Origin of the sequence: Olegusella massiliensis (assembly GCF_900078545.1) — a bacterium.
Lineage (GTDB): Bacteria > Actinomycetota > Coriobacteriia > Coriobacteriales > Atopobiaceae > Olegusella > Olegusella massiliensis.
The window spans coordinates 320098-334716 of the sequence record NZ_FLLS01000002.1 but is presented as its reverse complement, the minus strand read 5'-3'; the positions used below and the strand labels follow the sequence as shown (position 1 = coordinate 334716).

Sequence of the window (14619 nt, the reverse complement as noted above, 5' to 3'; positions counted from 1 at the left end):
GGATAGATATGGAAGCAAAACAAGGAAGCGACAGACTCGGTTTGCGTGATGGCCTCATCGTCGGCGTTACGCTTTTTTCCATGTTCTTTGGGGCGGGTAATTTGATTCTTGCTCCTCGTCTGGGTGTACAGGCGGGCACTGATACTCCGTTTGCCCTCTTAGGCTTTCTTGTTTCTGCAGTAGGCCTACCAGTTTTGACGATTGCCGCTGTTGCTCTGGCAGGAACTGCGCGTGATTTGGGAGGACGTATTCATCCCAAGTTTGCCGAGATTTTTATGGCTTTGGTTTACCTTGCTATTGGACCTTGTCTGGCAATTCCACGTACCGCATCAACCTCATTTGCAATGTTTGATCCGCTGATGCCAAAGCTAGACTCCACTGCTTTATTTTGGGCACAGTTAGGGTTTGCGCTGGTTTTTTTCTTGGTGGCATACCTTTTGGCCATGCATCCCAACCGCTTGACCGAACTCATGGGTAAAATTTCTGGTCCCGCACTCATTGCATTGATTGTGGTTGTGGTGGGCATTACCCTGATTGACCCACCTGCATCGACTCCAACGGCTGCGACTGCACCTTATGATGTGGCTCCTGTACTGGCTGGATTTAAGACAGGCTACCAGACTATGGATATGCTGGCAGGTCTTGCTTTTGGCCTTGTTATCTCGATGAACATTCGTGAATTGGGTCTAAATGAGCCAAAGTTTGTTGCCAAGCAGGTCATGCGTTCTGGTGTGGTTGCAGGTGCGTTGATGGGTGTTATCTACCTTGGTTTTGGCATAGTTGGCATGATGGTGGGTCCCGTGTTGGGTGGCACCTCTAACGGTGCAGATGTGATTAGCGAGGCTGCAAATCTGCATTTTGGTGTTGCGGGTACGGCTATTGTTGCTGCAATTTTTGCTCTGGCTTGCTTGAATGTATGTATCGGCCTTATTTGCTCGATTGGTGCATACTTTTTCCAGACCTATGGGAAGATGAGCTATAAGCAGTGGGCCCTGCTTATAGCGGCGGTGTCAGCCGTCTTTGCAAACTTTGGCTTGGCAACAATTTTGGGCTATTCGGTGCCCGTGCTTTCGGCACTATATCCTGTGGCAATTGTACTGGTGTTGATGGGACTTTTGCCCACATCAGCTGAGCATTCCATGGCCTGGAAAGTGGCTGTGGCAGTATGTACGGTTGTGAGCGTAATCATTGCCTTCCGTGATGGATTTATGCCTAAGACGTGGCTGCCCTTTGATTTACTTCCTTTGGCGGCTATGGGTATGGCTTGGGTGCTGCCGACGCTACTAGGCTATGTTGCGGGATTTGCGGCGGAGTTTCTGCAACAACGGTAGCTGCCATAAGTTGCAAAGAGAGCCAGCAAAAGGAGAGCATGCGTGAGTGAGTTCAAACTCATTTTGGCCGACATTGACGGGACAATTTTGCCTGCAGGCCATCATCAGGTCAGTGAGCGTACGACTGCCGCTCTTGAGGCAGCGCTCGATGCAGGTATTCGCGTAGGTGTGGCTACGGGTCGCGCACGCGAATGGGCAATTCCTATGCTGCGCAACAAGCAACGCCTTGCTGATACGATGCTGGCCACCAATGGCATGCAAGTGTTTTTGGACGGCGAACTGCTGCACGAAGAGCAGATCAGCAATAAGCAAATTGGTCGTATGGCTGAGTTTTTGGAACAACTCCCACATGCTGGCTTGGTATGTTTTGATGGTGGGGTACCGCAGCTGGTGGCGGGAAGCATAAAGGACATGGAGCAGTGTTTTCCTAAGTATGTTGAAAGTTGCCGTATATTGCATGAGCTGCCAAGTACACCTACGGTCAAATGCAATGCTTTTCAAGTGGGCGATCTTGATAATACGCGCAGCTTTTCAGCCTTGCTCAATGAACAATTTGACGATTTGAGTTTTGATGTACCACAGCCTGCGTGGATTAACGTTACACCGCGTGGTTGGTCAAAGGCAACGGGTATCGATTTACTTTGCCAAGCTATTGGTTGCAGCCTTGATGCAGTGGCAGTCTTTGGTGATGGTGGTAACGATGTAACTATGCTTGAGCATGTGCCGTATTCTGTAGCAGTGCAAGGGGCGGCCCCTGAGGCTTTGGCAGCAGCACGCTACCATATTGGACGCTGCGAAGACGACGCGGTGGCTGCCACAATAGAGGCTATCGTGGCGGGACGGTGGGAAGCGCAAGACTAGGGAGGTTTTGGCAGCAAGGTGTGCTAGACTTGCCCGCAGGCGATGACGGAGAGGTTTGCTTGTCGTATGGCTTCAGACAGAGAGGGCACTCAGCGGTTGAGAGGTGCCTCTGAGGTTGACAAACAGAGTTCACTCTAACAGCTGCAATCCGAACATATGCGTTTCATTGCGCATATCATTAAGTGAGCCGTAAGTTCTACGACACAGAACAAAAGAGGAGACGGTGGGCAGACATCCGCCGCTCAACTGAGGTGGTACCGCGGAGACATCCGTCCTTGGATTGCGCTGTTGCGCGTCAAGGACGGTTTTTTATTGCGTGAAGGAGGAAAGTACATGGCAATGACCGACGAACTTGCTGCCATTAAAGCACAGGTGAGGGAGGGTCTTGATAAGGCTCAGACGGTCGAGGAACTCGAGCAGGTCCGCGTTGCGGCAACCGGCAAAAAGGGTCGCCTCACGGCCATCATGCGTATGATGGGAAAAGTCGCTCCTGAGGAGCGCCCCGCAATGGGCAAACTGGCAAATACGGTTCGCTCTAATATCGAAGCTATGATTGCTGCACGTAGGGGTGAACTCGATCAGGCTGCTCTTGACAAGCAAATTTCTGCTGAGGCAGTGGATGTGACTCTACCTGGTCGCTCTTCTCGTATTGGCACCCAGCATCTCATCTCACAAATTCGTGAGGAGATTGAAGACGTTTTTTGTGGATTGGGCTATACCGTTGAGGATGGTCCTTATATCGAGGATGTTTATCACAACTTTACCGCGCTTAATGCTCCTGTTGATCACCCCAGTCGCTCGGCAAACGATACCTTCTATGTGGTTGATAACGCTCCTGAGGGTAAGGGTGACTTGGGACTTTCAAGCTCGGATTTGCTGCTGCGTACTCAGACCTCGGGCGTACAAGTACACGTTATGGAGCAGCGCAAACCGCCTATCTATATGATTTGTCCAGGTACCGTATTTCGTCCCGATACCGCAGACGCCAATCACTTACCTCAGTTTACGCAGGTGGAAGGTTTGGTGGTTGACGAAGGTATTACTTTTGGCGACCTTAAAGGAACCCTTGATTACTTCTGTCGTGAAATCTTTGGTAAAGATCGTGCGACACGCTACCGTCCGCACTTCTTCCCTTTTACCGAGCCGAGTTGTGAGGTTGATGTCTCTTGTGGCGTATGCCATGGTAAAGGCTGCCGTTTTTGCAAAAATACTGGTTGGCTTGAGATTTTGGGCTGCGGCATGGTCGATCCCAACGTTTTGCGTTATGTAGACATTGATCCCGAAAAATACACCGGCTTTGCCTTTGGTATCGGTGTTGAGCGCGTTGCTGCCCTGCGTTATGACCTGCCTGACCTACGCATGTTGATGACTGGCGACGAGCGCTTCCTCAAGCAGTTCTAATACCCCGCGCGACCAAGAAGGGACAATACTAATGCGCGTTTCATATGAGTGGCTCAAGTCGATGATCGATGTGCCTGCCGATCCCAAAGATTTGGTAGCTGAGTTTGTTCGTACTGGTACTGAAGTCGAAGCTGTCGAAAAAATGGGTGCTGACCTGCATGATGTGGTCACAGGTCAAGTGATTTCAAAGCAGCCCCATCCCGACTCAGACCATATGTGGCTCTGTCAGGTGTCCGTTGGCAAGAAAAACGTTGATAAAGAAGGTAATCCCGAGCCGTTGCAGATTGTCTGCGGTGCACAGAATTTTGAAGAGGGCGACCATATTGTTGTTGCTATGGTTGGTGCCGAGTTGCCTGGTGGCTTCAAAATTAAGAAGAGCAAACTTCGTGGTATAGACTCTCATGGTATGAATTGTTCTCAGCGTGAGTTGGGATTTGGCTCTGATCACTCGGGCATTTGGATTTTGCCCGAGGATACGCCGGTTGGTCTCGATTTTGCTGATTGGTATGGCCTGTCCGATACCGTTATCGACTGTGAGATGACACCTAATCGCCCAGACTGTTTGTCGATGACAGGCGTTGCGCAAGAGACTTCGGCAATTCTTGATGAAGATACACACATCGAGCTGCCTCGCATCGCTCATGAGACAGAGGAGCAGACATCTGATTTAGTTGATGTGCAGATTGATGATCCCACACTTTGCTCGCGTTATACCGCACGCGTGCTTCGTCATGTCAAAATAGGCCCTAGTCCTGAGTGGCTTGCTCGTCGCGTGACTGCTGCAGGCGCTCGTCCCATCAACAATGTAGTAGATGTAACTAACTACGTGATGTTTTTGACGGGCCAGCCCTTGCATGCCTTTGATTTGAACAAACTCTCAGAACGTGATGGTAAACGGCACATTGTTGTACGTGCTGCTGGCGATGGTGAGCAGCTGGTGACTCTTGATGGTCAAGATCGTGTGCTCGATAGCGATATGCCTCTTATTACCGATGATGGTACGACGCCTATTTGTCTTGCTGGTGTCATGGGTGGTGAGAACTCCGAAATTGATGAGAATACAACCGATGTTCTACTGGAGTCTGCCTGCTTTGACCATGGTCATATATCACGCACCAGCCGCAGGCTTGATTTGATGAGTGAGGCTTCTATTCGTTATGAGCGTCAGGTGGATGCCGCTCGCTGTGCTGAGGTGTCTGATATCGCAGCGGCCTTATTTGAGCAGTGCTGTGGTGCTGAGGTTTGCGCTGGCATAGTCGATGCGTATCCTGTGCCTACAGTAGCGCCTGTAGTTGAGCTACGTCCTGCTCGTGTGCGCCTGCTTTGCGGCGCTCCTGTGGATGATAAATTTATGATTACTCGCCTGATGAGACTTGGCTGCAAGGTGGATACCAGCGACCCTGCTTCTTTCAAGGTAACCGTTCCCACCAATCGTCCTGACTTGACCCGTGAAGTCGATCTTATCGAAGAGGTGTGCCGCCTGTGGGGTGAGGGTGACATTGAGCCAACTTTGCCTGCAGCACGCAATCATGCTGGTGGTCTGTCCGTTGATCAACAGCGTATTCGTCGCATTGGTGCTACTTTGCGTAGTTGTGGCCTATCCGAGACGAGTACGTATTGCTTTGCCGAGATGGATGATTTGGCAAAGCTGGGCATGTCTGAGGAAGGTCGCGGCATTCCCGTACGTATCATGAATCCGCTGGTGGCCGATCAGGCCGAGATGCGCCGCAGCATTATTCCAGGACTGTTGCGTTCGGTAGCGTATAACCTCGATCATGGCACGCCCAACGTTCATCTATATGAAATTGGTCGCGTTTTTTATGGTCATCCCAAGAAGAGCTCACCCGATGAGCCATCGATGGTGGCGGGCGTACTTTGCGGTCGTTGGAACCTTGATGAGTGGGATACGAAATATGCTCAACTTGACTTCTTTGATGCCAAGGGAGTCATTGAACAGTTGACCTCGGCGCTCCGTCTGACCAAGGTCCGCTATAAGGTGGCAGAGCCCGAGAAGTACTGTTGGCTACAGCCTGGCCGTGCTGCTGAGATTCTTGCTGGTGGCGAGCTACTGGGTTGGGTTGGAAATATCCACCCGCTGGCTTTGCGTCGCTTTGGTATTGATGAGCCGGTGGTTGCTTTTGAACTTTCACTGGCAGCGCTCTTGCGCCTTGCCAAGCGTGAACTTCCTTACCAAGATGTGCCCACCCTACCTGGTGTTGCAGTGGATCTTGCCTTGGTAGTTGACGAGTCTGTGACCTGTGAGCAGGTTATGCAACGTCTGCGTTCAGCTGGTGGCAAACTTTTGCGTGAAGTTCAGCTCTTTGATGTCTATCGCGATACTGTGCGTGTTGGTGCAGGCAAAAAGTCGATGGCGTTCTCGCTGACCTATCGTGCTGATGACCATACGTTGACCTCAGATGAGGTAGAAAAAGCACATAGTAAGCTTGTGACCAAGGTAACAAAATCTACGGGTGGCGAAGTTCGTTCTTAAGTACGAGCTGCCTCGCACATAAAGGCTATCTCGCGCGTAAAGTTCAAGAGGGGAGGAAGATGCCAAGCTGGAATATTCATACTGCGCAAGTCGAACAGCTACTTGAGGAACATATACCCTCTGAGCTGGGAATTTGCGATGTGAATTGCTTTCTTTTTGGTAACTTCCTTCCTGATGTGTACGTGGGCTACATGGTGCCCCGTGTGAGCAAAATTATTGATTATCGTACGACTCATTTTGCTGATCCGTATCATATGCCCGAACCCGATTATCAGGAGTTTTGGCAGAGTTATGCCGAGTCTAACCGAGACGGGGAGGGCCGTATATCCGATGTAGTGCTTGGTGCTTGGGCGCATTTGGTGGCAGATCATCTGTATAACCACCATGTCAACGAGCTCATCGTCAAGCAGGGCCTTGAATACGGTGATCCACTGCGTATCCGAAAGCAGAGTGACTTTGAGCACTTTGGCAGGACTCTTTCCATCTCTATGACGCCTCGTGTGACGCCTGAGCTTATTGAGCAATGCAGAGCGTTTCCCCAATACGAGGTGGCTGAAGTTGATGTGCGTGCGGCGGTTGAGGTGGCTCGTGAGAGGGTGGAGATAACGCAGGCACATCATATCGGCAGTACTCCACGCTACTCCCTACTTGACGCTGCTTTTTTTGCGCGCGTATTCGACGAGGTTAATGCGACAATTTCTGCGGGTCTGCTTGCCTATGCCGAAGGCCTTTTATAGCTGTTTACGTGGTATTTGGCATCCAGCATGAAGTAGAATGTAGCTTTCTGTATCTAGCGTAAAGTTATGCGCGGACTACAGGTCAGCAGAGGGTGCCGATTGCAAATCCGCGCAGCTGTGGTGTTATTCGCGACCATCCCAGCAGTAGGTGCAGACAAGCTTGCGATCGATGCCGATAGCTTCGAGCATGCCATCAAGAGTCTGAAAACCAAGCGAATCAAAGCCCAGTTCCTCACAGATGGTGCGCAGTAGACATTTACCACGCTTTGTGGTGGGGTCAGCATACTCAGCGATGTGCTGGTCGGCCTCATCACCTTCGAGTTTGCGAATAGTGCGACGCGCAATAAGCTCTTGGTCAGTGTTGGAGCGAGAGAAGGACAGATACTTGCAGCCATACATAATGGGCGGGCAAGCAGAACGCATATGTACTTCGGCGGCGCCAGTGTTGTAGAGAAAATCAACGGTCTCACGCAATTGGGTGCCGCGTACGATGGAGTCGTCAACCAGCAAAAGCTTTTTGCCCTCAATAAGCTCCTGGACAGGAATTTGCTTCATCTTTGCTACGCGGTTGCGTACGTTTTGGTTTGCTGGCATAAAAGAGCGAGGCCAGGTAGGCGTGTATTTGACAAAGGGGCGAGCGAGAGGTTTGCCGCTCTCATTTGCATAGCCGATGCCATGAGGCAGGCCTGAGTCGGGCACACCTGCAACAAAGTCAACATCGGGGATGCCATCGCTTTCCTTCTCGCGCTTAGCCATGATATGACCGTTGCGATAGCGCATGGTCTCAACATTGACACCTTCGTAATTTGAGTTGGGATAACCATAGTAAACCCAGAGGAAGGCGCAAATGCGCATCTCATCTCCAGGCTCTGCGAGAGTCTCCCAGCCTTCGGCAGTCACGCGGACAATCTCACCGGGTCCCAGCTCATGCTCGTTGGTATAACCCAGTTTTTCGTAAGCAAAAGACTCAAAGGATACAGCATAACCTTCTTCGTTGGTGCCAATGAGTACAGGTAAGCGGCCCATATTATCGCGTGCGGCAATAATAGCGCCATCCTCGGTCATGATTAGCAAGGTAAGCGAGCCATCAATCTTGCTCTGGGCATACTTAATACCTTCAACAAAATCCTCTTTTTGATTGATGAGAGCCGCAATAAGTTCGGTGCTATTGACGCGACCAGGGCTCTGGACAGCAAGCTGAGCACCTTGTGTAATATAGGCATCTACCAGCTCATCTGTATTGTTGATGCAGCCTACGGTGGTGAGGGCATACGTCCCTAGCCTTGAACGAACAATGAGCGGTTGGGGGTCGTTGTCCGAGATACAACCAATCCCTGAGGGACCTTGCAGAGATTGCAAGTCGCGTTCGAACTTTGTGCGGAAGGGACTGTTCTCGATAGAGTGCATCTTGCGTTGAAAACCCGTGCTAGGGTCATGCAGTACCATGCCGGCGCGCCTGGTACCAAGGTGGGAGTGGTAATCGACACCAAAATAAACGTCGAGCGCAACGTCCTTGTGCGAAACCGCTCCAAAAAAGCCACCCATAGAGGTCCTTTCGTTAACCTTATGAATACGTGTGTGCACATGACACGTGTGTCAATTATAGGAGCGTTGCATGGGTAATTTTCAGTTACATACGCTCTTACAGCAAAAGTTAATAAAAACATAGCAAGCTGTGGAAGTAAGCGAGGGCTGCTCACGATATGATGTAAAGCGTTGCAATAACTAGAGTTGAGTGAGGCGAGAACGGCATGCCGAAGTTTGACCGGTCGGACGGCAAGCTCTTGTATGTGCAAGTTTCCGACTACATACGCGAACGCATTTATTCTAAGGAGTGGGGCGTTAATAAGCCCATTCCTTCTGAGCATGAGCTTATGAGTATGCTGCAACTTTCTCGTGGGACTGTCCAAAAAGGTATTCGGCAGCTGGTAGATGAGGGGCTACTGGTGCAACAGCAGGGTCGAGGTACTTTTGTGACCCAGCCTATTATGGCGTGTCCTTCTTCTAATCGTCTCCTTTCTTTTGGCGAGTCAATGAGTGCTCAGGGCATTGATTACGAGACGAAGGTTGTGTTGCGGCGCGTTGAGAAGCCAAACGCAGCATGTGCGGAGCACTTACAGTTGGAAGCAGGTGAGGAATATCTCTATCTAGTACGCGTGCGCTATGTACGCAAACGCGCAGTGATGTTGATTGAGAGCCACCTGTCACTTTCTGCGTGTCCCGGTCTCGACAAAGTCGATTTGGGTAAGGAACCACTATTTGCCGTGGTAGAACGTCTAAGCGGCAAAAGTGTTGGTAGGTCCGAGATGGTTTACAGCGCCCGTACGGCTGGCAAGACGCGTGGCGGATGGCTGGATTGTGATGAGCATGCGCCTGTGCTTGATCTAGATCAGCTGGTCTTTTTAGAAGATGAAACACCCTTCGAATGGGGAAGTGTATGGTTGCCTGCTAATCGTTGTGTCATTTCTAACGAAACACGACGTGTGCGCGGTGTAGTAGGCGAGTAAATTTCGCAATCCTCGCTTGTGATAAGAAGTGGAGAGAACAATGAATTGGTACGAGACATCTGCTATGTACCAGATTTACCCGCTAGGTCTTTGCGGTGCTCCTTGGCGCAATGACGGCAGCTCCGAAGGTCAGGTAGAGGTGGGTACACATGCCACCGATGGTCATCGGCTGCTCAATATTATTGATGATGGTTGGATTGAGCACATTCAGCGTTTGGGCTGTGATTCTGTAATGCTCAATCCGCTCTTTGAGAGCGATGCGCACGGCTATGATACGCGCGATTACACCAAAGTCGATGCGCGTTTAGGTACAAACGCTGATCTCAAAAAGATTGTTGCTGCTTTTCATGAGGCAGGGATTTCGGTTATTTTTGATGGCGTGTTCAATCATGTTGGCCGTGGTTTTTGGGCGTTCCAAGATGTCCTTAAAAACAAGCAGAATAGTCCTTATGCCGATTGGTTTTGCATCAATTGGCAGGGCAATAACATCTATGACGATGGGTTTTCTTACGAGGACTGGAACGGCGTCAATTACCTAGTAAAACTCAACCATATCAATTTTGAGCTCAACGAATATATTGCCAATGTGATGCGCGGTTGGGAAAGTGAGTTTGATATAGATGGCATACGTCTTGATGTAGCCTATTGTCTCGATGCGGGTTTCTTGGGATATTTGCGTCAAGTTTCTGATGAACTGAGCGAAAAGCGCGGCAAGAAATTCCTGCTAATTGGTGAGGTCATGTTTGGTGACTACAACTGCTGGATGAATGATCGTGCTTGCGACTCTGTTTATAACTATGAGGCCTATAAGGGCCTGTGGTCGAGCTTTAACTCTGCCAATATGCATGAGATTGCTTATACTCTTGAGCGCCAGAGCGGTGACAAGCCTTGGGATTTGTATACAGGTAAGCATTTACTGACCTTTGTGGACAACCACGACGTACCTCGTATCGCTGCCAAGCTTACCGACAAACGCCAGCTGCGCCCAATTTATGGACTGCTCTATGGCATGTGTGGTGTACCCAACCTCTATTATGCAAGTGAGTGGGGTGATGATGCAGATCAGTTGCCTGGAGACCATGAGCTGCGCCCTGCTTATGCGCATCCTGAGTGGAATGAACTTACTGACTGGATTGCTTCTCTTATTGCGGCTCGTACCAAGTTTGAGGGCAGTGTAGCTTTGACTATGGGTGACTATCACGAGCTGCTTTGTCAGCCTCAGCAGTTAGTTTTCCAGCGTGTAGCAGAGGGCAAGAGAGTCATTGTGGCGATTAACGCTTCTGATGCGCCCGTAACTTTGCATTTTGATGCGGGCTGTGGGCTTGCGACCGATCTCATTACAGGTGAGGAACACGATTTTGGTGGCGGTAGTGAAGTTGAGGCCTTCTCGTGTCACTATTGGCTTTGCGAGCGCTAGTTTTTGCTTGACAGCTTTTTTGGGTAGTAGTTTTTTAGAACATTTTGAGCACTCTCGATTACTCCTGCCTTGTGATAGGGGTAGCCGAGAGTGCTTTCTTTAAGCAAAAAAGCATGCAAGAAGATGGTTCAAACTTCGAGCTGCTTGCCAAAAGATGGTTCAAGCTTCGGATGCAACGACTATAAAACCGCAGGTCAGATTTTTCTCTAAGTCGAGAAACGAACCATCTTTGGAAAGGGAAGGGGTTGCGGTGGAAATCCTGGACCATCTTTGGAAATGAGCGGACTCTACGGAAACGAACCATCTACGGGAATGAGAGGACTCAAGACAAAGGGATAGACTTTATTTCCGTAAAGTCTATCCCTTATAAGTCAAAATGCCCTGCATCCCTTTTCGTGGGGATGTTGGCTTATTGTACCTGGGCCACCATCGCCATGTTGGTTGAGGTGGTATAGTCACCTTGGCGAGGCGAAGTCTGAGGATCGCCTGCGGTAATAACAACAATATCGCCGGAATTAACTGCGCCGTGAGCCTTTGCAACCTGCAACGCATTGTACAGAGTTGCAGATAAAGACCCTTGCTCGGTTGTACGGAAGGATTCTACACCCCACATAAAGCAGCAACGGCGTGCTGTCTGTGCAATGGGAGACATAGCGTAGATGGGCAGGTGGGGACGGAACGTAGAAATGAGGAGAGCAGTACGACCAGAGTGAGTTGGGCAGATGATGCACTTGGCATCTACCTGATCGGCAATTTGGACACAGGAGTGGCCGATGGCAGAGTTGACATTACGGACACCTTCGCGCTCCTTAAAGTCGGGACGTTCAGGTAAGTAGCGCTCAGTCTCAACGCAAATATTTGCCATCGTCTTGACGGCCTGAACCGGATACTTACCAGCTGCAGTCTCACCAGAGAGCATGACGCAGTCAGTACCGTCGTAAATTGCATTTGCAACGTCGGTAACCTCAGCGCGAGTTGGGCGAGGGTTACGAATCATTGAGTCAAGCATTTGAGTGGCCGTGATAACAGGCTTGTAGGCAGCATTGCACTTATGGATGATCTGCTTTTGGATGTGGGGAACCTGCTCGGAAGGCACCTCAACACCTAAGTCGCCACGGGCAACCATAATGCCGTCAGATACTGCCAAAATTTCGTCAAAGTTCTTAACACCTACGGAGCTCTCAATTTTGGGAAGAATGAGAACACCAAAGTTACCTGCATCGGCACAAATCTTGCGAATCTCGCGTACTGCTTCGGCATTACGAATAAAGGATGCAGCGATTGCGTCAATACCTAACTCGCAACCAAACATAATGTCGGCACGGTCCTGCGCGGTGACCGAAGGCAAACCAATCTCGACATTAGGAACGTTGACGCCCTTCTTTTCGCCTAGCTCACCGCCATTAACGATGTCGCAGAAGATTTCATTGCCTTCAACGTGGTCAACCTCAAGGCCGATTAAGCCATCATCGACCAAAATGATAGAACCCTTGGTAACCTCGTTGGGAAGTTCTTCATAGTCAAGGGAAAAGCGCTCGGCATTGCCAGGAACACTGGTGTCGGTAGTGATGATAACTTTTCCGCCTGTTTGGAGCATGACCTTCTGATGGCCCTCGAGTTCTCCTGTACGAACCTCGGGTCCTTTGGTGTCAAGCATGATGGCAACAGGCAGACCCAGCTCGCGGGAGATATTGCGAACACGCTCAATATTCTTACGGTGATATTCATGGCTACCATGGCTGAAGTTAAAGCGAGCAACGTTCATGCCGTTGACAATGAGCTGACGAAGAACATTGTCGCTTTCAGTAGCAGGACCCATGGTGCAAACAATTTTAGTACGCTTATTCATCGAACTCCTATCATAAAACCTACTGCAATGCTGATTTAATACGTGAGCATCGCTTGTCTTCATTCACAAAGACGACGGCATATGATATCCGCCTAAGAGCGCGGACGCGCAAAAGGAATACATGTTTCACGCGTCCGCACAGGGCTTACACATATACATTATTTAGCAGACAACGCTGCGGGGGATGAACTCCTCTTCGCGAGCGTAGTGCTGAGCATTCTCCAGGGTGACGCGAGCAATCTGAGAGAGCGCCTCGTGAGTGAAGAATGCCTGGTGAGAGGTCATAACAACGTTGGGGAAAGAGCAAAGACGTGCAGTAACAGAATCGACAATCTCGCCAGAGCGGTTCTGATAGACGTTGGCGTTTTCTTCTTCGTAAACGTCCAGACCAGCAGCGCCAATCTTGCCAGAGATGATGCCGCGGATGAGCGCCTGGGTATCTACCAATGCACCACGACCAGTATTCACAAAGATGACGCCAGGCTTCATCTTATCGATGGCCTCATCGTCGATGAGATGGTAGCTATCCTTGTTAAGGAAGGCGTGGAGACTGATGAAGTCAGAACGACGATATAGCTCATCGTAGTCGACATACTCATCAACAACGTGCTCTTCGTCAACAAGTGCTTGGTTGGGATAGAGATCTGAACCCAAAACGGTCATGCCATAGCCCTTGCAGATGCGGCAAAGAGCAGCACCAATGCGACCAGTGCCGACAATACCTGCGGTTTTGCCATACAGAGTCTCGCCAACCAGACCATTAAGGGCAAAGTTGTTTTCGCGGACACGGATATAACCCTTGTGGATACGACGGTTGGCTGCCTGGCCTAGTGCCATAGCGTGCTCAGCAATGGCCTCGGGGGAGTAAGCAGGAACGCGAGTAACCTTGATGCCAAGCTCGGTTGCCATAGGAACGTTGACGGCGTCAAAGCCTGCACAACGCATGAGTACCAAACCAATACCAAAGCCCTTGAGAATCTCAAGGGTCATAGCTGAGATGTCAGCGTTGACAAAAGCGCAAACAGCATCATAACCGCGGGCAAGAGCTGCGGTCATGGGTGTCAAGTTGGTCTCGGTGTAGTCAATCTTGACATCGGGGAAATCAGCAATTTCCTTCTCGAATGACTCTTGGTCGTAGCTAGCAGTACCGTAAAAAAGAATCCTCATGGTGTAGCGTCCTTTCTTAAAAGACGTGCGCGCATATCCAGGTCGGTCCTGGACTTTGGCACAACCTGCTCGGACTTGCTTTAATTCTAGCGTATGAACAACCCAAGGGAGGTCTATCCTAGGAATTGCACGACAAATTAGTGTCACTTTCTATCTCTGGTTAACTATTAAAATCAACAGCTTTCTATCTTCCTATAATTGTTTGTAGCGTAGGCGGCATGCGGAGATGAGGAGAGTCATGATTTACGATGGACTAAGCAAACTTAATCGTTATCGCGGTTTGTACAAGGGTCTTGACGTGCTGATTGACTGGCTTGACTCGCATGATATGCGCGAACTGCCCCTAGGAACTAATGAAATTGATGGGAAACGTGTATTTGCCAACGTGATGAGCGCAACGACGCGTTATGCACAGGATGCACACTATGAATGGCACCGTCGCTATATGGATTTGCAAGTCGATTTGGAAGGCGAGGAGTGCTTTAAAGTCACGCCTGGTCCGGTAATTCAAATAGCCGAGTTTAACGAACAGGACGATTTTCAGCTGGCAGATGCGGCGGAGGGTGCCGATGTGATTGATGGCACGCTTGCTCATGGGCGTTTTGCGCTCTTTGTTGCAGGCGAACCTCATATGCCAACATTGACCGTACCAGGCGCTACACCTGCAGCGGTTAAAAAGATTTGCTTTAAGGTCTTGGGCGATAAGTTTTGGGATGAGTAGAATAAAATACTAAGGTTGTTATAAGCGCTTCGGCGTAATTGTAGGTGAGCCCTTGCCCCTCCTGGGGAATTATTATCGGGCACCTTGCGCCAAGCGAGGAGAGGGGGCTGCTTTGTGCAGCCAAGATAGCCAGGAGG

The 14619-nt window shown here is 50.1% G+C and carries 11 protein-coding genes; 8 read left to right on the top strand and 3 right to left on the bottom strand.

Features of this window, described 5'->3' with window-relative positions; all coding sequences use genetic code 11:
• Positions 1-8: 8 nt before the first annotated feature.
• The 5 genes from brnQ (at position 9) to BN4314_RS01795 (ending at position 6821) form a co-directional block, all read left to right on the top strand.
• Complete coding sequence (gene brnQ, locus BN4314_RS01815) at positions 9-1331, top strand: branched-chain amino acid transport system II carrier protein (RefSeq protein ID WP_068539516.1); 1323 nt, start codon at positions 9-11, stop codon at positions 1329-1331.
• Between the two features lie 42 nt (positions 1332-1373).
• Positions 1374-2192, top strand: a complete 819-nt coding sequence (locus BN4314_RS01810) for an HAD hydrolase family protein (protein WP_068539514.1) — start codon at positions 1374-1376, stop codon at positions 2190-2192.
• A gap of 333 nt (positions 2193-2525) precedes the next feature.
• The gene (pheS, locus tag BN4314_RS01805; RefSeq protein ID WP_021735043.1) at positions 2526-3593 is read left to right on the top strand and encodes a phenylalanine--tRNA ligase subunit alpha; all 1068 of its coding nucleotides are present in this window, start codon (positions 2526-2528) and stop codon (positions 3591-3593) included.
• A 31-nt stretch (positions 3594-3624) separates the two neighbouring features.
• Positions 3625-6084: a phenylalanine--tRNA ligase subunit beta gene (pheT, locus tag BN4314_RS01800; RefSeq protein WP_068539512.1), complete on the top strand. Its 2460-nt coding sequence runs from the start codon at positions 3625-3627 to the stop codon at positions 6082-6084.
• 59 nt (positions 6085-6143) lie between these two features.
• The gene (locus tag BN4314_RS01795) at positions 6144-6821 is read left to right on the top strand and encodes a hypothetical protein (protein ID WP_068539511.1); all 678 of its coding nucleotides are present in this window, start codon (positions 6144-6146) and stop codon (positions 6819-6821) included.
• Positions 6822-6944: 123 nt separating this feature from the next.
• Here BN4314_RS01795 and BN4314_RS01790 read toward each other — a convergent pair whose 3' ends face one another.
• Positions 6945-8366: an amidophosphoribosyltransferase gene (locus BN4314_RS01790; protein ID WP_068539509.1), complete on the bottom strand. Its 1422-nt coding sequence runs from the start codon at positions 8364-8366 to the stop codon at positions 6945-6947.
• A gap of 206 nt (positions 8367-8572) precedes the next feature.
• On the opposite strand from BN4314_RS01790, the gene BN4314_RS01785 reads away from it, so the two are divergent.
• Positions 8573-9328, top strand: coding sequence for a GntR family transcriptional regulator (locus BN4314_RS01785; RefSeq protein WP_068539508.1), 756 nt, complete (start codon positions 8573-8575; stop codon positions 9326-9328).
• Between the two features lie 40 nt (positions 9329-9368).
• Positions 9369-10745, top strand: coding sequence for an alpha-amylase family glycosyl hydrolase (locus tag BN4314_RS01780; RefSeq protein WP_068539506.1), 1377 nt, complete (start codon positions 9369-9371; stop codon positions 10743-10745).
• 409 nt (positions 10746-11154) lie between these two features.
• On the opposite strand, the gene pyk is transcribed toward BN4314_RS01780, so the two are convergent.
• Entirely contained in the window at positions 11155-12594 is a 1440-nt protein-coding gene (gene pyk, locus BN4314_RS01775) for a pyruvate kinase (RefSeq protein ID WP_068539504.1), read from the bottom strand.
• Between the two features lie 162 nt (positions 12595-12756).
• Complete coding sequence (locus tag BN4314_RS01770) at positions 12757-13761, bottom strand: 2-hydroxyacid dehydrogenase (RefSeq protein ID WP_068539502.1); 1005 nt, start codon at positions 13759-13761, stop codon at positions 12757-12759.
• Positions 13762-13999: 238 nt separating this feature from the next.
• On the opposite strand from BN4314_RS01770, the gene BN4314_RS01765 reads away from it, so the two are divergent.
• Positions 14000-14482 carry a YhcH/YjgK/YiaL family protein gene (locus BN4314_RS01765; RefSeq protein WP_021735066.1) on the top strand — a complete coding sequence of 161 codons (483 nt, stop codon included), beginning with the start codon at positions 14000-14002 and terminating at the stop codon, positions 14480-14482.
• Positions 14483-14619 lie beyond the last annotated feature (137 nt).

Excerpts from the sequence above, each read along its gene's own strand:
- brnQ (WP_068539516.1), top strand. The coding sequence starts at position 9 with ATGGAAGCAAAACAAGGAAGCGACAGACTCGGTTTGCGTGATGGCCTC.
- pheS (WP_021735043.1), top strand. The coding sequence starts at position 2,526 with ATGGCAATGACCGACGAACTTGCTGCCATTAAAGCACAGGTGAGGGAG.
- pheT (WP_068539512.1), top strand. The coding sequence starts at position 3,625 with ATGCGCGTTTCATATGAGTGGCTCAAGTCGATGATCGATGTGCCTGCC.
- BN4314_RS01795 (WP_068539511.1), top strand. The coding sequence starts at position 6,144 with ATGCCAAGCTGGAATATTCATACTGCGCAAGTCGAACAGCTACTTGAG.
- BN4314_RS01790 (WP_068539509.1), bottom strand. The coding sequence starts at position 8,366 with ATGGGTGGCTTTTTTGGAGCGGTTTCGCACAAGGACGTTGCGCTCGAC.
- BN4314_RS01785 (WP_068539508.1), top strand. The coding sequence starts at position 8,573 with ATGCCGAAGTTTGACCGGTCGGACGGCAAGCTCTTGTATGTGCAAGTT.
- BN4314_RS01780 (WP_068539506.1), top strand. The coding sequence starts at position 9,369 with ATGAATTGGTACGAGACATCTGCTATGTACCAGATTTACCCGCTAGGT.
- pyk (WP_068539504.1), bottom strand. The coding sequence starts at position 12,594 with ATGAATAAGCGTACTAAAATTGTTTGCACCATGGGTCCTGCTACTGAA.
- BN4314_RS01770 (WP_068539502.1), bottom strand. The coding sequence starts at position 13,761 with ATGAGGATTCTTTTTTACGGTACTGCTAGCTACGACCAAGAGTCATTC.
- BN4314_RS01765 (WP_021735066.1), top strand. The coding sequence starts at position 14,000 with ATGATTTACGATGGACTAAGCAAACTTAATCGTTATCGCGGTTTGTAC.